The 18,295-nt window shown below is 37.4% G+C and carries 14 protein-coding genes and 1 tRNA gene; 4 read left to right on the plus strand and 11 right to left on the minus strand.

Translation table 11 applies throughout. The features are described 5' to 3' along the window. Positions 1 to 14 precede the first annotated feature (14 nt). Positions 15 to 623 (minus strand): uridine kinase, encoded by a 609-nt coding sequence (gene udk, locus B5440_RS01150; protein ID WP_070052367.1) that lies wholly within the window; start codon positions 621 to 623, stop codon positions 15 to 17. Positions 624 to 715: 92 nt separating this feature from the next. Next, on the minus strand, positions 716 to 1,909 hold the full coding sequence (locus tag B5440_RS01155) for a PQQ-dependent sugar dehydrogenase (protein WP_070052364.1): 1,194 nt from the start codon (positions 1,907 to 1,909) through the stop codon (positions 716 to 718). A 254-nt stretch (positions 1,910 to 2,163) separates the two neighbouring features. On the opposite strand from B5440_RS01155, the gene B5440_RS01160 reads away from it, so the two are divergent. Continuing rightward, positions 2,164 to 2,238: transfer RNA gene (locus tag B5440_RS01160), tRNA-Pro, on the plus strand. A gap of 76 nt (positions 2,239 to 2,314) precedes the next feature. On the opposite strand, the gene B5440_RS01165 is transcribed toward B5440_RS01160, so the two are convergent. From B5440_RS01165 to aroB, 4 genes are all read right to left on the minus strand, one after another. Further along, positions 2,315 to 3,460, minus strand: a complete 1,146-nt coding sequence (locus B5440_RS01165) for an efflux RND transporter periplasmic adaptor subunit (protein ID WP_070052363.1) — start codon at positions 3,458 to 3,460, stop codon at positions 2,315 to 2,317. 9 nt (positions 3,461 to 3,469) lie between these two features. Next, complete coding sequence (locus B5440_RS01170; protein WP_070052361.1) at positions 3,470 to 7,813, minus strand: CusA/CzcA family heavy metal efflux RND transporter; 4,344 nt, start codon at positions 7,811 to 7,813, stop codon at positions 3,470 to 3,472. Positions 7,814 to 8,207: 394 nt separating this feature from the next. After that, positions 8,208 to 8,501 (minus strand): hypothetical protein, encoded by a 294-nt coding sequence (locus B5440_RS01175; protein WP_057481738.1) that lies wholly within the window; start codon positions 8,499 to 8,501, stop codon positions 8,208 to 8,210. A gap of 61 nt (positions 8,502 to 8,562) precedes the next feature. After that, positions 8,563 to 9,630: a 3-dehydroquinate synthase gene (aroB, locus tag B5440_RS01180; protein ID WP_070052743.1), complete on the minus strand. Its 1,068-nt coding sequence runs from the start codon at positions 9,628 to 9,630 to the stop codon at positions 8,563 to 8,565. 107 nt (positions 9,631 to 9,737) lie between these two features. On the opposite strand from aroB, the gene B5440_RS01185 reads away from it, so the two are divergent. Further along, a complete protein-coding gene (locus B5440_RS01185; protein WP_070052358.1) occupies positions 9,738 to 10,940 on the plus strand; it encodes a proline dehydrogenase family protein in 1,203 nt (400 codons plus the stop codon). 181 nt (positions 10,941 to 11,121) lie between these two features. Here B5440_RS01185 and B5440_RS01190 read toward each other — a convergent pair whose 3' ends face one another. The 4 genes from B5440_RS01190 to gcvT all read right to left on the minus strand — a co-directional run bounded on the left by B5440_RS01190 (position 11,122) and on the right by gcvT (position 14,218). After that, entirely contained in the window at positions 11,122 to 11,841 is a 720-nt protein-coding gene (locus B5440_RS01190) for a YebC/PmpR family DNA-binding transcriptional regulator (RefSeq protein ID WP_057481741.1), read from the minus strand. 95 nt (positions 11,842 to 11,936) lie between these two features. Further along, positions 11,937 to 12,227 (minus strand): 4a-hydroxytetrahydrobiopterin dehydratase, encoded by a 291-nt coding sequence (locus tag B5440_RS01195; RefSeq protein ID WP_070052357.1) that lies wholly within the window; start codon positions 12,225 to 12,227, stop codon positions 11,937 to 11,939. An 89-nt stretch (positions 12,228 to 12,316) separates the two neighbouring features. Then, the gene (locus B5440_RS01200) at positions 12,317 to 13,132 is read right to left on the minus strand and encodes a sugar nucleotide-binding protein (RefSeq protein WP_070052356.1); all 816 of its coding nucleotides are present in this window, start codon (positions 13,130 to 13,132) and stop codon (positions 12,317 to 12,319) included. Between the two features lie 3 nt (positions 13,133 to 13,135). Continuing rightward, the gene (gcvT, locus tag B5440_RS01205; protein ID WP_070052355.1) at positions 13,136 to 14,218 is read right to left on the minus strand and encodes a glycine cleavage system aminomethyltransferase GcvT; all 1,083 of its coding nucleotides are present in this window, start codon (positions 14,216 to 14,218) and stop codon (positions 13,136 to 13,138) included. A 399-nt stretch (positions 14,219 to 14,617) separates the two neighbouring features. Between gcvT and B5440_RS01210 the strand changes: the two genes are divergently transcribed. After that, complete coding sequence (locus B5440_RS01210) at positions 14,618 to 16,141, plus strand: bifunctional ADP-dependent NAD(P)H-hydrate dehydratase/NAD(P)H-hydrate epimerase (RefSeq protein WP_070052354.1); 1,524 nt, start codon at positions 14,618 to 14,620, stop codon at positions 16,139 to 16,141. A 250-nt stretch (positions 16,142 to 16,391) separates the two neighbouring features. Beyond that, entirely contained in the window at positions 16,392 to 17,900 is a 1,509-nt protein-coding gene (hutH, locus tag B5440_RS01215) for a histidine ammonia-lyase (protein WP_070052353.1), read from the plus strand. On the opposite strand, the gene B5440_RS01220 is transcribed toward hutH, so the two are convergent. Next, on the minus strand, positions 17,897 to 18,271 hold the full coding sequence (locus B5440_RS01220; RefSeq protein ID WP_070052352.1) for a hypothetical protein: 375 nt from the start codon (positions 18,269 to 18,271) through the stop codon (positions 17,897 to 17,899). The genes hutH and B5440_RS01220 overlap by 4 nt on opposite strands. Positions 18,272 to 18,295 lie beyond the last annotated feature (24 nt).

The following is an 18,295-nucleotide window of genomic DNA, read 5'->3' on the forward strand; positions in this document are numbered from 1 at the left end:
ATAAAGATACAAAATTAGGCCAAGCGGTCCTTGATTATGGTCTGTACAATATCAACAGCTACGGTATTATACCTGTTGGTAGGAATTATAAGATCGGCAAATTCTTTAGTGGGTTCTATAAATTGCTGGTGCATTGGTTTAAGCGTGGTTTGATAACGCCATAGAACTTCATCTAAATCACGGCCACGTTCAGAAATATCTCGCTTAAGTCTGCGAATTAAACGCTCATCACTATCGGCATGAACGTAGATCTTAATGTCAAACATCTCTCTTATATCTGGATGTGCAAAAATCAAGATGCCTTCTACAATTACCACTTTTCTGGGTTGGGTTTCCAGTGTTTCTTTAGTACGATTGTGCTCTGTAAAAGAATAAACTGGTTGCTGTATAGTATTGCCCGCTTTAAGTTCTTTTAAATGTTCTACCAGGAGATCAAAATCTATAGATTTTGGATGGTCAAAATTGGTTTTAACCCGTTCTTCTTTAGCTAAATGACTTAGATCTTTATAGTAGGAATCTTGAGAAATAACATCTACCTCTTCGTTCTTTAATTCATCTATAATTTGTCTTACCACCGTTGTTTTCCCACTTCCGGTTCCACCTGTAATTCCTATAATGAGCATCTAAAAAAATTTGGGGCAAATTTAAACATTTGCCCCAAATTAGAAATAAATATGATGTTTAATTCCTAAGCCCTGATCTTAGGGATTATAAATTACTCCGTTTCTTCAAGCGGTAACATTTTTACTATTCCTGTTCCTTCTGCTGCTACATAAATAAATCCATCGGGCCCCTGTTGAACATCTCGCATTCGTCCAAGCCCTTCAAGTAATTTCTCCCTCTTGGTCACTTTGCCATTTTCCATAGCTAAATGTTCCAAATATTGAAATTTTAGCGAACCAACTAACAAGTTTCCTTTTAGCTCAGGATATTTATCTGAAGTTACTTTTTCAAAACCACTGGGGGCAATAGAAGGCACCCAGTAGGTAAGAGGGTTCTGAAATTCCGGTCCGGTTCTTTCTTCAGTAATTGTGGTGCCATCATAATTTTCACCGTAGGTCACTACCGGCCAACCGTAATTTTTTCCGGCTTTAACTACATTTATCTCATCACCACCTTTTGGGCCGTGCTCGTTTACCCATACTTCACCAGTTTCTTCGTTGAAAATCATTCCTTGTGGATTTCTGTGTCCGTAAGAATAAATAGCTTCTTTCGCGTTTTCCTCTCCTACAGGATTGTCTGAAGGTACGCTTCCGTCTAAATTAAGTCGGTATACTTTCCCGCCGTCTCGTGTAATATCCTGCGGATTTACATCTCTATTTCCTCTATCTCCAATAGTAAAGAATAAATGACCTTCTCCGTCAAAAACAATTCGTGATCCAAAATGTTGTCCCCTGGTTGAGTTGGTTTCTCCTTTGTAAAGATCTTCGCGATTTGTTAATTGGTTATTTTCCAGCTTGGCTCGCATTAAGGCAGTATTTCCGCCTTCGCCTTCACCTTCCTGGGAAGAATAGGTGATGTAAACCCAATTGTTAGTTTCAAAATCTGGATGAAGTGCAATATCCAGTAAGCCACCCTGGCCCTGGTTGTAAATTTCGGGAGCACCTGAGATCGCTACTTTTTCTCCGTCTTTAAAATGATAAATATCTCCTCCTTTTTCGGTAACCAGTATACTACCATCGGGTAGGAAGTCAAAACCCCAGGGGATTGACATATCTCCAATCACTACCTCGTGTTCATATTCCCTGTCTGGAGAAACTGCTTCGGGCTGTTTTTCAGGAACCGGGTTGCTGTCTTGATCACTGGTTTCAGTTTGTTCTTCAACTTCAGCTTTCTCTTCTGATTTTTGATTTTCTCCACAAGCGGAAAAAGTAAAGATCAGGCTTAATAATAATAAAATGCGCTTCATAATATTTTTTTTGGTTTGGCTTAGCCTGCATTACAGGCAAGTTTTCATCTAAGATATAAAAAATCTAAAGTTTTTCTTGTAGACTGATAAGTTTTCTTATATTTGCACCCGCTTTGCAGGATATTAATGACTGCAGGTTGACATTTTGAAGTTGAAACGATAGCAATTGCTATTGAATTTCCGGGTGTAGCCCCGACGTAAAGTCGGGATAAACTTTGCCCAATTATCGCGCCGAGCGCGATTAAGAAATTACTCGGGGTGTAGCGTAGCCCGGTTATCGCGCCTGCTTTGGGAGCAGGAGGCCGCAGGTTCGAATCCTGCCACCCCGACTAAATACAAGCCTTTCATTTAAAAATGAGAGGCTTTTTTTATGCCTTAGGTTTACTTCACTATCTACAATTTAGATTATTCAGTTATTAAGTTAAAAGCTCCTTTGGTTAAAAACTGGGTATCTTGTTTAAAGTCAGAACTGTTTTGAATGATAGTAAAACCATTAAAAGTATCTCCCGGTAGAATTTCACGACGTTTAAATATATAGTTGCTATCAGTTTTTGTGTCTAATACCAAGACATAACTAGTATTATCCAGCGAGACAATACTTTCTGCAGGAAGGGCGTTTGCTTTTCTTATATCGGTAATGATCTGGGCTTCTACAAACATCCCGGTTGCAAAACTGTTCTTTTTCTGCTCGTCATTAAAATGTCCATGTACTTTTACGGTTCTTTTTTGTTCGTTAATGGAGGTTCCTACCAGGTGTACCTTGCCTTCAATGGTATCACTTTGGGCTTCGGGAATTATAAACCTTATATCCTGACCCTTTTTGATTTTCATCACATCTTTTTCAAAAACGTTTAGTTCAATATGCATATGGTCACGATCTATAATTTGCATCAGTTCATCGGCTGCAGAAACATACATGCCATTATTGATCTTCATTTCAGTAATACTACCGGTAATGGGTGCGTAGATTCTAATTATAGAAGAAATATTGCCGTTTTCAACCGTTTCTGGGTTTAAATTAAGCATTTGCAATTTTTTGCGAAGCGCCTGATATTTGGCCAGGTTACGTTTGTATTCGCTTTCGGCTTTTAGAAAATTTCTTTCAGAAGTGATTTTTTCCTCCAGAAGTGTTTTCTGTCTTTGATATTCAGATTTTAAATACTTCATTTGTTCCATGGCATCCAGGTACTCCTGCTGCATTTGCACATAATCTGGGTTTTCCAGGCTTAACAGAAATTGCCCTTTCTTAACTTCATCACCAATAAGCAAAGGAGTTTCTCTAACATATCCGTCGGCAAAAGAACTTACCATGGCCTTATTTTCTGGCGGGACATCTATCATTCCGGTAGTTTCAACACTTACCGGAAAGCTGCTTTCTTCAATTTTCCCTAATTCCATATCGCTGCCTTCAAATTGCGTAAAGGTTAATTGTATTCCACCATCGCTGGAATTAGTGGTTGCTTCCTCACTATTATCTTTTTCTGAATCTCCGCAGGAAGACATGAATAGTACGGCAAGAAGTATAAATATAGATTTTAAATTATTTGTCATGAGATCAGCTTATAAGGTTAAATAATTTATCTGAAGTACGGTTTGGTTATACGCGTTCAGGTTTTCGTAATACGAAAGAATGATATTATAGGAGTTTTCAAGACTCTGGATATATTCAAAAAAATCTATCTCCCCGTTCTTATAGCTTAAATTTGCTGTTTTTATAATTTCTTCAGAAAGGCCTTTTCCTTCATTTTCATAATAGGAAAGCGCTTGCTGATGCTTATTTAGTTGTAGAAGAAGTTGTTTGTATTCTGAATTCAATCTTATTTCATAATCTGCAGTTTCCTGCTCGGCCCCTTGTCTCGCAATATTTGCAGCTTTTATTTTTGAAGAATTCCCGAAGAACAAAAGTGGAATATGAACCCCAACCTGATAGCCTTTTAAAGGAGTATCTATAACATCATTATTAAATTGAAAGTAACTTAAACTGATATCGGGCAGCAGATTTTGCTTTTCCAGTGCAGCCCGGGCCTGGAAAAAATCATTACGATTTTGGTATAATTCCAAACCGGGATTACTTTGAATTTCTAAGTTTTCAATGCTTAGTTTTTCTATTGGAACCTTTTTTATAATAATTTCCTGATCAGTATTGATTAATGGTTTCAGTTTTTCGTAAGAAATACTAAGCTCATTCTGCGCTTGCTTTAATTGAGTTTCCAACTGCTTTTGTTTAGCTCTTGCAGTTATCTTTTCCAGGTAATTAGTTTCGCCCAGTTCAAATCTTCTTTTAGCGGCATAAGCAAATTTTTGATACAAACTATCCAGATCTTCATATACAGCAATCCTGGCTTTTTCATATTGTAGCTGATAATAGACTCGTGAGACTTCCTGTTCCAGGCTTAACTTCTTCAGCTTAAACGTGCTTTGTTCCTGTTTAAAACTGGTCTTATAGACCTTTTTTCGTGCAAAGTATACCGTAGGAAAATTAAAAAGCTGGCGCACGCCCAGAACGTCAAGCGATTGATCGCCTGCACGGTTGCTCTCGTCATTTCCAAAATAGCCTTCGGTTTTGTCGAAAGTAAAAGCACTTCCAATAAGGGCATCTGCTTCATCAACCCGAAGAGACGAGGCCTGGAGGCCAAAATTGTTTTCAAATGCCATTTTCTTCAATTCTTCAACATTGTCAATGGTGGTACTTCCAGTTTCCTGTGAAAAACCTGAAAAACCAACTAATAATAGAAGGATAGTTAAAGGCTTTACTCGCAGCTTATCTTCAGCCTTTCCCTTATTCTTTTTTTCTTTACTGAAGATAGAATATATTACCGGTAATACGATTAATGTAAGTAGGGTAGAAGTGATCAATCCGCCGATTACCACTGTGGCTAGGGGCCGCTGTACTTCGGCACCTGCACCGGTTGAAACCGCCATTGGTAAAAAACCTAAAGCTGCGGCAGATGCTGTTAGCAATACGGCGCGTAATCTATCTTGCGCTCCATTTACAATCAGGTTATCATTATTTTCCATTCCTTTGTCGCGTAATTCTTTAAAATGTTCAATAAGTACAATTCCGTTTAATACAGCAATCCCAAACAGGGCAATAAAGCCAACTCCTGCTGAGATACTAAAGGGCATTCCGCGTATCCAAAGCAAAAGCACCCCACCTACTGCAGCCAAAGGAATAGCTGAAAATATCATTAAAGCTTCTCTAAAGGTTCCAAAAGCGAAATACAACAGAATAAAAATAAGTACCAGCGCGATGGGAACTGCAACTTTTAGGCGTGAGGTGGCGCTTTGCAAGTTCTCAAACTGTCCGCCATAGGTGATAGTATACCCGGGAGGTAAACTAATATTTGCATCTACAATTTGCTTGATCTTATTTACAACGGTTTGCAAATCACTATCTCTCACGTTTATTCCAACTACAATACGCCTTTGGGTATTATCTCTAGAGATTTTGGCAGCGCCCTTTTGGTAAGTGATATCTGCCAGTTCGCTAAGGGGTACTTTTTCCCCTGAAGGCGTATCTACATAAAGGTTCTTTAAATTCGAAATATCCTGACGCCGGTCTTTTTGCAGTCTTAAAACCATATCGAAACGTTTTTCACCTTCAAACACACTTCCCATGGTGGCTCCTGAAAAGCCCATGGTGATAATTTTATTCAGTTCTGCTATGTTAAGACCATAGCGAGCTATCTTTTCACGTTTGTAGTTTACATTCATTTGGGGAAGACCCACAATTTTTTCAACTACGATATCTGAAGCTCCTTCAACATCTACGATGAGGCTTTTTATTTTTTGTGCTTTGGTATTTAATATTTCCAGGTTTTCCCCAAAGATCTTTACCGCAATATCTGCACGCACCCCGGTAATCAATTCATTAAAACGCATTTCTATGGGTTGGGTAAATTCAATTTCCATTCCTGGGATTATAGCAAGGGCTTCTTTAAACCTATCAGCCAGTTCATCTTTTGAATCAGCAGAAACCCATTCCCCTTTTGGTTTTAGTGAAACAATTACATCGCTTTCTTCCATAGACATCGGGTCGGTAGGAACTTCTGCAGCACCAATTCGGCTAACTACCTGGTCTACCTCAGGAAAGCTATCTAGCAGGATTTTTTCAATCCTGGTGGTGGTTTCAATTGTTTTACTCAGGGAAGTGCCGGTCTTTAAGACAGGTTGAATTACAAAATCCCCTTCATCTAACTGCGGAATAAATTCGCCACCCATCCTGCTGAAAATAAAGCCTGAAAAAATAAGTAAAATGACCGCCAAGGCTAGCACTAGTTTTTTACGGCGTAAAGCCCAGTTTATAGATGGTTTATATATTCGTTTTAAAAATTTGATGAGCCTAACGGAAATATTTTTTCCTGAAGGTTCCTTTGATTTTAAAAATAAGGACGAAGCTACCGGTACGTAAGTGAGACAGAATATTATTGCGCCTATCAATGCAAAACTAAAGGTAAGTGCCATAGGGCGAAACATTTTCCCTTCAACTCCACTAAGGGATAGGATGGGAATAAAAACAATAAGAATGATCAATTGCCCAAATATGGCTGAATTCATCATTTGCGAAGAACTATTAAAACTAACTCTGTCTTTCAGGTTGCGTAATTCTTGCTTATCGAGATATTCATATTCATTTTGTTTTTGAGTCATTTTAAAGGCCGTAAACTCTACGATAATTACCGCACCGTCTATAATAATCCCAAAATCTATTGCTCCCAGGCTCATTAAATTTGCATCAACCCCAAAGATGTACATTAGGGAGAGCGCAAAGAGTAGGCATAAAGGGATAACTGACGCCACCACTAATCCAGATCGGATGTTTCCGAGCAATAAAACCACTACAAAAATAACGATGAGGCAGCCCAGAATAAGATTTTCTGCAATGGTAAAAGTGGTTCTTCCTATAAGTTCACTGCGATCTAAAAAAGGTTTGATCACCACTCCTTCAGGAAGAGTTTCTGAAATATTAGCTACACGATCTTTTACTGCTTCAATGACTTTGTTAGAATTAGCACCCTTCAACATCATCACCTGCCCAAGAACGGTTTCACCTTTTCCATTAGCGGTAATAGCACCAAAACGAGTAGCCTGTCCAAAACCGACTTCGGCCACATCCCCGATATAAACCGAGGTAGCATTTTTATTTGTAACAACTATATTCCTAATGTCATCCAGGGAAGTAACTCGACCCTGCCCACGAATAAAATATGCCTGGTTTACCTTTTCAATGTACCCGCCACCCGCAACACTATTATTATTTTCAAGCGCGGTAAACAGCTGCGAAATGCTAATATCCATCGCATTCAATTTATGGGTATTAATTGCGACTTCATATTCCTTTACATATCCACCCCAGGCATTAATTTCGACCACGCCATTAATACCCGACAATTGTCTCTTTACAATCCAGTCTTGAATAGTTCTAAGGTCTTCAGCAGAATAGCGATCTTCATATCCTGGTTTGGCATCTAATGTATACTGGTAAATCTCACCTAAACCCGTAGTAATGGGACCCATTTCCGGTTTTCCAAATCCTTCTGGTATTTTCTCGGAAGCCGATTTTATTTTCTCTGCGATGAGCTGTCTGGGTAAATAGGTACCAAGATTTTCTTCAAATACAATAGTAACCACAGACAGGCCAAATTTAGATACCGATCGAATTTCCTTAACCCCAGGTAAATTGGCCATTTCCAATTCTACCGGGTAGGTTATGTATTGTTCCATATCCTGTGTAGAAAGATTTCGGGAGGTGGTGATCACCTGTACCTGGTTGTTGGTAACATCTGGAACTGCACCCACCGGAATTTGGGACAGGGAAAACAATCCAAAACCAATGATAAAGACCGTAAAAAGAAGAATAATTAATTTATGAGAAATACTAAATTTTATAATACGGTCCAGCATATCTATCTGTGTTTTATCAATGCTAATTCTGATCTTTAAAAACTGAGCATTTTAATGAAATAGTTAGTTAGGTTGATAGTTCTAAGTCTTTTTTCAAGCTTTCGTTATGATTTGCTTAAATGTGATTTTTTTATAAAAAGAGGCTGTAAAGAAAGGCAGTTCAATATTTATAGTAAAGCCTACGCTATACTAAATTAAGCTTTTTTTAGGGAGAATTTTTCAAATTCAGGATAAATATATAGGCTTTTACTGCGATTTCCATAATCACTGGAATCATTATAAATCAGTTTGGTTGAAGTGAGAAAAATTCTTTTTAAAATAAAAAAAGGAACCCTTTGTCAAGAAAGATCCCTTTTTTATAAAAATTTAAAATGTTTCAGAAAAACAAGTGCTGCTATTTCTCTTCTTCTTCCTCGTCTTTTTCAGGAATTTCTACGATTGGTTCGTTATAATCTGAATCATCGTAATCGTCTTCATCAAAATTGGCCATAGTATTCTCAAGACGTGTACTTACCTTAACCAGGTAGATAGTATCTTCAGTCTTAACTTCAACCGCTTCAATAGTTTCGTTTTTCGCATTTTTAAATGCAATAATTTGGTCGTCGTCGTAACCATCTGGGTATTTCTCGACTAAAAGACCAAGGATTTCTGGAGTTAGTTTTTTGTAGTCAACAATAATTCGTTTCATAAAAAAGAGTTTATGAGGGTGTAGTTAGTATGTTTTAAAAATAGTATTTTTAAGTTATAAATCAAGCTTTCTTATAATATTCAAAAGCATTCCAAATTAGCTGGTTAGGTACTTTGCAATCTATCACTGTGTTTCCAATATCTTTTAGAAGGACAAAATTTATATTTCCGTGGGAATTTTTCTTGTCGTATTTCATTAAATCTATGATCTGCTGAATATCTTCTTCTGAAAATACTACCCGATCATAAATATCCAGAATTTTAGCAGTGATCTCCTTTAATTTATCTTCAGGAAACTCCTGAAGTTCTTTTGAAAGGTAAGTGGCCAGGATCATCCCAACAGCAATGGCTTCCCCATGAAGAAGCGTAGTTTTTTCTGAATGGGTTAAAAAATAAGATTCTATAGCGTGACCCAGCGTATGGCCGTAGTTTAATGTTTTTCGTAACCCATGTTCTTCCGGATCTTCAGTAACTACCTTCGCTTTAATTTCCACCGATTCTTTAATAATTTCATCAAGATCGTCTAAAGTAAGTTCACTTAAATTAGTCACTTTATTCCAGTAAGTTTCGCTGCTAATTAAAGCGTGTTTTAAAATTTCAGCAAGTCCGCTTCGCATTTCTGTTTGCGGTAAAGTGCCAAGGAATGCAGGATCAATGATCACCATTTCGGCGTGATTAATAACTCCAATCTGGTTTTTAAGGTTACCAAGATCAACGCCCGTTTTACCTCCTACAGATGCATCTACCATTGCAAGGAGACTTGTAGGTATATTTATATAGCGAATACCACGTTTAAAAGTTGAAGCTACAAAACCGCCAAGATCGGTTACCACACCACCACCTATATTAACCATAAGGCTTTTGCGATCGGCATCCAATTCAGAAAGTGCATTCCATAGTCCAGTGCAGGTTTCAAGGTTTTTATTTATTTCTCCCGCTTCAATTTCAAGAATTTCAGCATTTTCAGGAGCTTCCAGCTTTTTCAAAAAAACAGCGAGGCAATCACGGTGCGTGTTATTGTCTACTAAAAAAAATATTTTAGATGGATTTGCTTCTTTTATGAAAGCATTTAGCTTGAGAAAGCCGTCTTCCTGATAATAAACCGGCCCTTTAACTTCACTATGAGACATAGTTGATGAGGTTTTTAGCATTTGTAATATGGCTTCGAAAATAAGCAGAAATATTCATAATAAAATCAAACTTCAATAATTATATTTGCTACAATTAACACACGCCCATGATTAATAGAAAAATCTTTAACGACACAAAAACGGCTTTTAAATTAAAATCTGATTTAGAGCTGGATCGTGCTATCTTTTTGTTTAGCATGATGAATAAGAAGACGCTGGTAGATGCAGGTTCCTGGTTAACCAAATTCTCTTTAAAGCTTCACTTGCCGGTAGAAGGACTCATTAAAAAAACCATCTTTGAGCAATTTTGTGGTGGTATTACCGAAGAAGATTGTAAGCCGCTTACCAAAGAGATGTATTCTAAAAAATTGCATAGTATTCTTGATTACTCGGTAGAAGGTAAGGAAACCGAAGAGCAATTTGATGCCGCCCTGGAGAAGAAAATGAAGCTGATTAAATTCGCTGCCGAAAGTGATGAATTACCGTTTTCACTCTTCAAACCTACCGGAATTGGAAGATTTGCCATCTGGGAAAAAATTACCGAGCGCGTTAATCTAAGTGATGATGAAAAGGAAGAATGGGAGCGTGTTAAAGAAAGAGTAGATAAGCTTTGTAATTGCGCTTACGAAAATAACGTAAGACTTTATGCCGATGCCGAGGAGAGTTGGATGCAACTTGCAGCCGATGACCTGATGGAAGAAATGATGAAGAAATATAATAAGGATAAAATTCTTATTTATAACACTTTCCAGTGCTATCGTTGGGATAGGTTAGAATATGTAAAAAACCTACACGAAAAAGCTAAAAAAGAAGGCTTTAAAGTTGGAGCCAAAATTGTGCGCGGTGCTTATATGGAAAAAGAGAATGCACGTGCTAAAAAATATGGATATACTTCACCTATTTGCGAAAACAAGGAAGCAACCGATGTTAATTTTAATAGCGTGATGTCTTACTGTTTAGCAAATCTTGGTGATATTCACCTGTTTATAGGAACCCATAACGAGGTGAGTAATTACCTGGCCTTGCAAAGTATGGAAGATAAAGGGCTGCCTTTAGATGACGACCGTATTTGGTTTAGCCAGCTCTATGGAATGAGTGATCATATTAGTTATAATCTGGCCAAAAAGGGATATAACTCAGCTAAACTGCTCCCATTTGGACCGGTAAGAGAAGTAGTGCCATATTTATTGAGAAGAGCTCAGGAAAATACTTCTGTAAAAGGCCAAACCGGGCGTGAACTTTCACTTTTAGAAGAAGAAAAGAAACGTAGAAAAGGAGAGCCTACCAAACACGATAGGGGAGAGCATTAAAAAACAAAAAGCTGTTTGGAAATAAGTTTCTAGAACCGTCATTCTGAATTTATTTCAGAATCTAAATTGTTAGAACTCCGAACAAATTTCGGAGCAGGCTCTGAAACAAGTTCAGGTTGACGTTAAAAGAAAATTAATCCAAACAGCTTTTTATGCTTAATTCAGAAGAAACTATAGCCGCTTAAGCTTCGGTTTCTTCCATGGTGTGATATACATTTTGCACATCATCATCTTCTTCCAGTCTTTCCAGTAGTTTTTCAACATCGGCAGCTTCTTCTGGAGAAAGCGGTTTTGTTACCTGTGGGATTCTTTCAAACCCTGAAGAAAGTATTTCAATTTCCCTGTTTTCTAATTCTTTTTGAATGGCTCCAAAATACTCGAACGGTGCATAAATATGAATACCGTCTTCATCTTCAAAAACTTCTTCAGCCCCAAAATCTATAAATTCAAGCTCCAGTTCTTCCACATCCAGACCTTCAGCATTTAATCTGAAATTACAGGTATGGTCAAACATAAATTCAACCGAGCCTGAAGTTCCAAGGTTCCCATCACATTTATTGAAATGCGACCTAACATTGGCTACGGTGCGGTTGTTATTATCTGTTGCGGTTTCCACCAAAACGGCAATTCCGTGGGGCGCATAACCTTCAAAAAGTACAATTTTATAATCGCCCTGATTTTTATCACTCGCCCTTTTAATGGCTCGTTCAATATTATCTTTGGGCATATTCACGCTTTTCGCGTTTTGAATAACTGCTCTTAGTTTAGCATTGGTGTCAGGATCTGGACCACCTTCTTTCACGGCCATCACGATATCTTTTCCAATGCGAGTAAAGGCTTTGGCCATTGCCGACCAACGTTTCATTTTACGCGCCTTTCTAAATTCAAATGCTCTTCCCATTTATTCTGAATAAAAATTGGGGCAAAAATATAAAAAAGCTTCCAATTCAATTTAAAAATTGGAAGCTTTAAATTTTAATGCTCTTTTTTCTGAACTTAAGCCGAAGCTTCTACTATCTCTTCAATAGCTTTTGCCAGTTTAAAATCTTTTTCTGTAACTCCATCGGCATCGTGGGTAGCAAGAGAAATCTCTAGTTCGTTATAAACATTTCCCCAGTTAGGATGGTGTTGCTGGGCTTCGGCCTCAAAAGCTATACGCGTCATTACCGTAAAAGCATCCTTGAAATTTGCAAACTGAAAAGAAGTGTGAATTGCGTTATCTTTATAAACCCACCCCTCCAGGCTTTTCAGTTTTTTATTGATATCTTCTTCATTAAGCTTTGTCATCTTAATAATTTTTAGTGATTAGTACCTTAAATTTAAGCAACTAAAGCTTGAATTCTTAATCTAATTCACTTTTAGTACAAGATTAACAACTACTGCTTTACAGAAGCCTTTGCAACCTGGTGAACGGAAACCTGTAGGTTTTTAGGCAATATATTCTCTTTAGGTAAAACTGCTAAAAATCTATCGAAGTTCGAATTATAGATATTTTTAAAGACCAGGTTTTTATAGCCTAAAACTTCGCAAACCTCTTCAATAAAATCTTTTTGATGTACAAGGTCCGTGCTTCCCAGATGAAAAACGCCTTGTTTTTTCCTGTTAATGATATAATGTATCTGTTGGGTTACCTTTTCAATTTCAGTCACATTAATTACCACATTTGGAAAAACTTCTATGGCTTCCCCAAGATCAATAAGAGTTTTTATTTGTTTTAGGCGCGGAGAATTATGGCCAAAGACCATAGGTAGCCGTAAGATGTTGTATTTATGGTTAGGTAATCTTAGTAAAGCGTTTTCAACTTTAATTTTAAATCTTCCATAAATACTTTGTGATAAAGTCTTATCATATTCATAGGAAGGGAAATTGGTAAACGCATCAAACACATTGGCTGAAGAAATAAATAAAAGCTTACAATTATGGGTAAGGATGTAATTAATTATTTCAAAATGAGCGATAATTTGCGCGTCAAAATTTCCCCGCACAGCTGAAATTATTACCGTAGGCTTAACATTTTGAAGCAGAATCTCAATATTTTCAGTTTCAATATCGTATTGATGAAACTGATGATTTTCCTCAAAAGCCGCGTTTGAAGTATGGTAGGTACCGTGGGTATCAAAAAAGGAGCATAGCTCTTTATATAAGGCATTGCCTATAAAGCCGCTTGCTCCTAAAATTAAGATTCGTTCCAAAAATTAGCCTTTATAAAAGGGCAATTTCACCTGTATGGCCGGAATGGATTTTTTTCTAACTTTTATAAAAATCTTGTTGCCAAATTTAGCAACTTCAGTTGGCACGTAGCCTAAACCAATTCCTTTTTCCAATGAGGGTGACATTGTCCCAGATGTTACCTCGCCAATAACCTTGCCATCTTCGTCTTCAATTTCGTAACCCTGGCGCGGGATTCCACGTTCTTCCAATTCAAAAGCCACTAGCTTTCTCTTTGGTCCTTCTTCTTTTTCCTTTTTTAAGGCTTCAGAATTTATAAAGTCTTTGGTGAATTTAGTGATCCAGCCCAATTTAGCTTCAATTGGGGAAGTGGTTTCATCTATATCATTTCCGTAAAGACAAAAGCCCATCTCTAATCTTAAAGTATCACGTGCCGCAAGACCAATTGGTTTTATCCCAAAATCTTTTCCTGCTTCCATAACGCGATCCCAAATTTGCTCAGCGTCTTCGTTTTTAAAATAAATTTCAAATCCGCCGCTACCGGTATAACCCGTAGCAGAAATAATTACCTTATCAATTCCTGCAAATTCAGCAACTTCAAAGGTGTAGAACTTCATATTAGAAAGATCTACATCGGTTAAAGCTTGCATTGCTTCTGCAGCTTTAGGTCCCTGGATGGCTAAAAGAGAAAATTCATCAGACATATCACGCATTGTAGCATCCATAGTATTATGTTGCGCGATCCAGTTCCAGTCTTTATCTATATTAGAAGCGTTTACTACCAGTAAATATTTTTCAGAATTAATTCTGTAAATAATTAAATCATCTACAATTCCGCCGGTTTCATTTGGCATCACTGTGTATTGAGCTTTCCCGTCTACCAGTTTTGAAGCATCGTTAGTAGTCACTTTTTGAATAAGTTCTAATGCGTGCTCGCCGGTAATGAGAAATTCTCCCATATGGGAAACATCGAAAACACCTAAGTTTTCTCGAACATTTTGATGCTCAATATTCACACCTTCATAAGAAACAGGCATATTATAACCAGCAAAAGGTACCATTTTGGCATTTAGTTCTTTATGTCTGGCGGCTAGGGCAACTTCTTTCATTTTGTTTAAAATTTGCGCAAATTTATTGATTTCGCTTTGAATATAATATTAAAAAGGGGTTTTTATGAAGAATCATTAAAAACGGCGTAGTAACAGCGTTTTGAGGGGGAAATTAACTTTTAAAAGTATACTGATTTTTGGCGACAGAACTTCTTTGAGTTTTTACTCCGAATTCAGAATATTTTGCAGCACTTTATTCGAAGACTTTATTTAGGTTTTATTTGCAATTATGGCTGAAATTTAAGTTTAGATTAAAGCTTTAAACAGAAGCTTTCAGGCTTTAATTTGTAATTTTATGAACCTAAACTACTTCTGAGAAAACTCACGGGGTATTTATAAAAAGATAGTTTAAGCTCGAGGAAAATCTCGATTACCAATTAAATTTCAAGCAAACCAATTATGAAGATATTATCTGCAAAGCAATTGAAAGAAGCCGATGAAATAACCATGGAAACCGAAGGGATTTCGAGCACGCGATTAATGGAGCGCGCTGCAAGCCTGATTTTTAACGAAATTCACGAAAGGCTGGAAGGTGCAGATATCAATATCAAAATTTTCTGCGGAATCGGAAATAATGGTGGCGACGGGCTGGTAGTAGCCCGTTTACTTCATAAATACGGTTATAAAGTTGAAGTTTACGTAGTGAATTATAGTGACAAACGCTCTGATGATTTTCTTGTGAATTACGATCGCTATAAAAAAGAAAGCAACAGCTGGCCTGAGTTGATAAAAAGAAAAGAAGATTTTCCTGAAATTTCTCCTGGTGATTTCGTGGTTGACGCTATTTTTGGAATTGGTTTAAACCGTCCTGCCGAAGGTTGGCTAGCAGAATTACTGGGATATATTAACGAGTCTGAAGCTTTTTGTTTAGCGGTAGATATGCCTTCAGGATTATTTCCCGATAAAGTTCCGGCTGAAGATGCAGCGGTGATCAAGGCGAACTATACACTCACCTTCCAAACACCAAAAATTGTTTTTTACCTGCCTGAGACAATGGGTTTTGCCGGAGAAGTGCAGATTTTAGATATTGGCCTGGATCGTGGCTTTTTAAAAGATGTAAAGCCTCTTGCTCAATTAATAGGTAAACGCGAAGCCAGGCAACTTTATAAACCACGAAATAAAAACACGCATAAAGGGGACTATGGTCACTGTCTTGTGGTTGGGGGAAGTTATGGCAAAATTGGTAGTATTTTGCTTTCTTCCAGATCATGCTTAAGAGCCGGTGCAGGTTTATGCAGTATTTTTTCACCAAAATGTGGTTATGATATTTTACAAACCAACCTGCCGGAAGCGATGGTGATTACCGATAAAGATACTAACGAACTTACAAATATAGAAACGGATCTCGAGCCAGATGTAATATGTTTTGGTATGGGCGCGGGAAAATCGGCTAAGACGGTCAAAGCTTTTAAGGCTTTACTGGAAAGTACTAAAAATCCTATGCTAATTGACGCCGATGGATTAAATATGCTTTCTGAGAATAATGAATTACTGGATTTGCTTCCTAAGAATACGGTATTAACGCCTCATCCAAAAGAACTGGAGCGATTAATAGGAAAATGGGAAGAAGATTTTGATAAGATGAAGAAGATCGAAGATTTCACTAAAAAATATAAGGTGATTCTGGTTTTAAAAGGGGCACATACATTTGTTTTTAGCGGAAAACATACTTACATCAATAATTCCGGAAACCCGGGTATGGCTACCGCCGGAAGTGGGGACGTACTTTCGGGAATAATCGCGGGGTTAATGTCGCAAAAATATGAACCGTTGGTGGCAGCTATTTTAGGTGTTTATTTACACGGACTCTCCGGTGATATTTGTGCTGAAAAACTTGGTTGGGAAGCTATACTTTCCGGCGATATTAGTGATAAGCTTGGAGCGGCTTTTCTGGCTTTAATGAAAGATGAAAAAAGGGGATAGGCTATTTTTAGAATTGTTTAAATATTATTTTTGAAAAATTCTTGAAATTTCTGCTTTAAATTTGGATTACATTAGCAGAAATAAGAATTTTGGCGCAGAAATTAAGAGAAATATAAGAACGAAAAATTTTAATTTCTTAATTTCTTTGTTTGATTAAAAATTCGGTTAGAATAAACCGGGACTAGAGCCTGTAAGTTATTGTAACTGCAATAGATTCAGAATAAACCTTCGTTACTAAAAATAATAATTTATGCAATCTCACCATTATATCAGTTCAGCCATTTTAGACTTGGAAACCATTGAAGATATTTTGGTGAATAGAAAGAAGTTAGCGCTGAGTGAAGAAGCTGAATCTAATATCCAGAAATCCAGAAAATACTTAAACAAAAAGATCACTGAAAGCGATGTCCCGGTTTACGGTATAAACACCGGTTTTGGTGCTTTATGCAATGTAAAGATAAGTCCGGGTAAATTAACCGAACTTCAGGAGAACCTTGTGAAATCTCACGCTTGTGGTACTGGTGATAAAGTGAATAAAGAGATTGTGAGATTAATGCTTTTGCTTAAAATTCAATCTTTAAGCTACGGAAATTCCGGTATTGCTTTGGAAACCGTATTAAGATTAGTAGATTTTTATAACCTCGATATTTTACCGGTAGTTTACGAACAGGGTTCTTTGGGAGCTTCCGGAGATCTTGCTCCGCTGGCGCATTTGGCCCTGCCTTTAATTGGAGAAGGAGAAGTTTACTTTGAAGATAAAGTAATAAGTGGAGAGGAATTGCTGAAAATCCAGGGTTGGGAAGCTTTAAAATTACAGTCTAAGGAAGGTCTGGCTTTGCTTAATGGCACACAATTTATGAGCGCCCACGGTGTTTATGCCTTGCTAAAATCTTATAAATTATCTTACCTGGCCGATCTTATCGGATCAGTCTCTATAGATGCGTTTGATTGTAACTTATCTCCGTTTGATGAATTGGTTCATTTAGCGAGACCGCACAGGGGACAGGTAAAAACAGCTGAACGTATTCGTAGATTTTTAGACGATAGCCAAATTGCTAAAAGTGAAAAGGATAACGTTCAGGATCCTTATAGTTTTAGATGTATTCCACAGGTTCATGGAGCCAGTAAAGACACCTTAAGTTTTGTAAGAAAAACCATTAAAACAGAGATCAATTCGGTTACCGATAATCCCAATATTTTTATTGAAGAAGATAAGATTATTTCAGGAGGAAATTTTCACGGCCAGCCTTTGGCGCTAGCCCTGGATTATTTAGCAATCGCCCTGGCAGAGCTTGCTAATATTTCTGAAAGAAGAACATATCAATTGGTTTCAGGTCTTCGTGGATTACCGGCATTTTTAGTCGAAAATCCAGGTTTAAATAGCGGGTTTATGATTCCGCAGTATACGGCTGCAAGTATTGTGAGTCAGAATAAACAACTTGCTGTCCCTGCATCTGTAGATTCTATAGTTTCTTCAAATGGGCAGGAAGATCACGTGAGTATGGGCGCAAATGGCGCTACCAAACTTTTAAAAGTGGTAGAGAATTTAAATAGCGTTTTAGCCATTGAACTCTTTAATGCTTCGCAGGCTATGCACTTTAGAGAACCGGCAAAAACTTCGGCAATGCTAAGTGATGTTTTAAATGAATTTAGAGGCGTAGTTCCAATATTACATAACGATGTGACGATGGCACCGCATATAAAGTCCGCTAAATCTTTTCTTGAGAATTTTAATTTTACTGAAAATTTCTTCGATTAAATTCTGAATTGAATCCAATTAATCGCTTCATCTAAATTATCGAATACCTCAAAAGAACCGGAATCTTTGTAGAATTGACGTTCTACGTTATGCGCGTTCAACTTAATCATCTCGTTTTCGCTTACTACGGCAATAGCTTTTAAATTTTCTGCGAGTGCGGCTTCCCTGTAAACAAGAGGATCTACGGCATAAGAATTTTTTCGTAAAGAAATGTATCCATAAGGTCTGTTTTCAAAAACCTCGGTCCCAATTCTTAATAATTCTGAGTTATTTTCTGCATTGAAAAGTACGCCTTCGTTTAATTCGGCGATTAGGATATTTTGAAAAATGCGCACCTGCCCGAATTCCAATTCCATAATTTCTGTGATCATTAATGTAGGGATTAATTCTTTACA

The sequence above is a fragment of the Salegentibacter salarius genome, from assembly GCF_900168265.1.
Lineage (GTDB): Bacteria > Bacteroidota > Bacteroidia > Flavobacteriales > Flavobacteriaceae > Salegentibacter > Salegentibacter salarius.

Bases quoted from the DNA above. Each gene is read 5' to 3' on its own strand.
- udk (WP_070052367.1), bottom strand. From the start codon at position 623: ATGCTCATTATAGGAATTACAGGTGGAACCGGAAGTGGGAAAACAACG.
- B5440_RS01155 (WP_070052364.1), bottom strand. From the start codon at position 1,909: ATGAAGCGCATTTTATTATTATTAAGCCTGATCTTTACTTTTTCCGCT.
- B5440_RS01165 (WP_070052363.1), bottom strand. From the start codon at position 3,460: ATGACAAATAATTTAAAATCTATATTTATACTTCTTGCCGTACTATTC.
- B5440_RS01170 (WP_070052361.1), bottom strand. From the start codon at position 7,813: ATGCTGGACCGTATTATAAAATTTAGTATTTCTCATAAATTAATTATT.
- B5440_RS01175 (WP_057481738.1), bottom strand. From the start codon at position 8,501: ATGAAACGAATTATTGTTGACTACAAAAAACTAACTCCAGAAATCCTT.
- aroB (WP_070052743.1), bottom strand. From the start codon at position 9,630: ATGTCTCATAGTGAAGTTAAAGGGCCGGTTTATTATCAGGAAGACGGC.
- B5440_RS01185 (WP_070052358.1), top strand. From the start codon at position 9,738: ATGATTAATAGAAAAATCTTTAACGACACAAAAACGGCTTTTAAATTA.
- B5440_RS01190 (WP_057481741.1), bottom strand. From the start codon at position 11,841: ATGGGAAGAGCATTTGAATTTAGAAAGGCGCGTAAAATGAAACGTTGG.
- B5440_RS01195 (WP_070052357.1), bottom strand. From the start codon at position 12,227: ATGACAAAGCTTAATGAAGAAGATATCAATAAAAAACTGAAAAGCCTG.
- gcvT (WP_070052355.1), bottom strand. From the start codon at position 14,218: ATGAAAGAAGTTGCCCTAGCCGCCAGACATAAAGAACTAAATGCCAAA.
- B5440_RS01210 (WP_070052354.1), top strand. From the start codon at position 14,618: ATGAAGATATTATCTGCAAAGCAATTGAAAGAAGCCGATGAAATAACC.
- hutH (WP_070052353.1), top strand. From the start codon at position 16,392: ATGCAATCTCACCATTATATCAGTTCAGCCATTTTAGACTTGGAAACC.
- B5440_RS01220 (WP_070052352.1), bottom strand. From the start codon at position 18,271: ATGATCACAGAAATTATGGAATTGGAATTCGGGCAGGTGCGCATTTTT.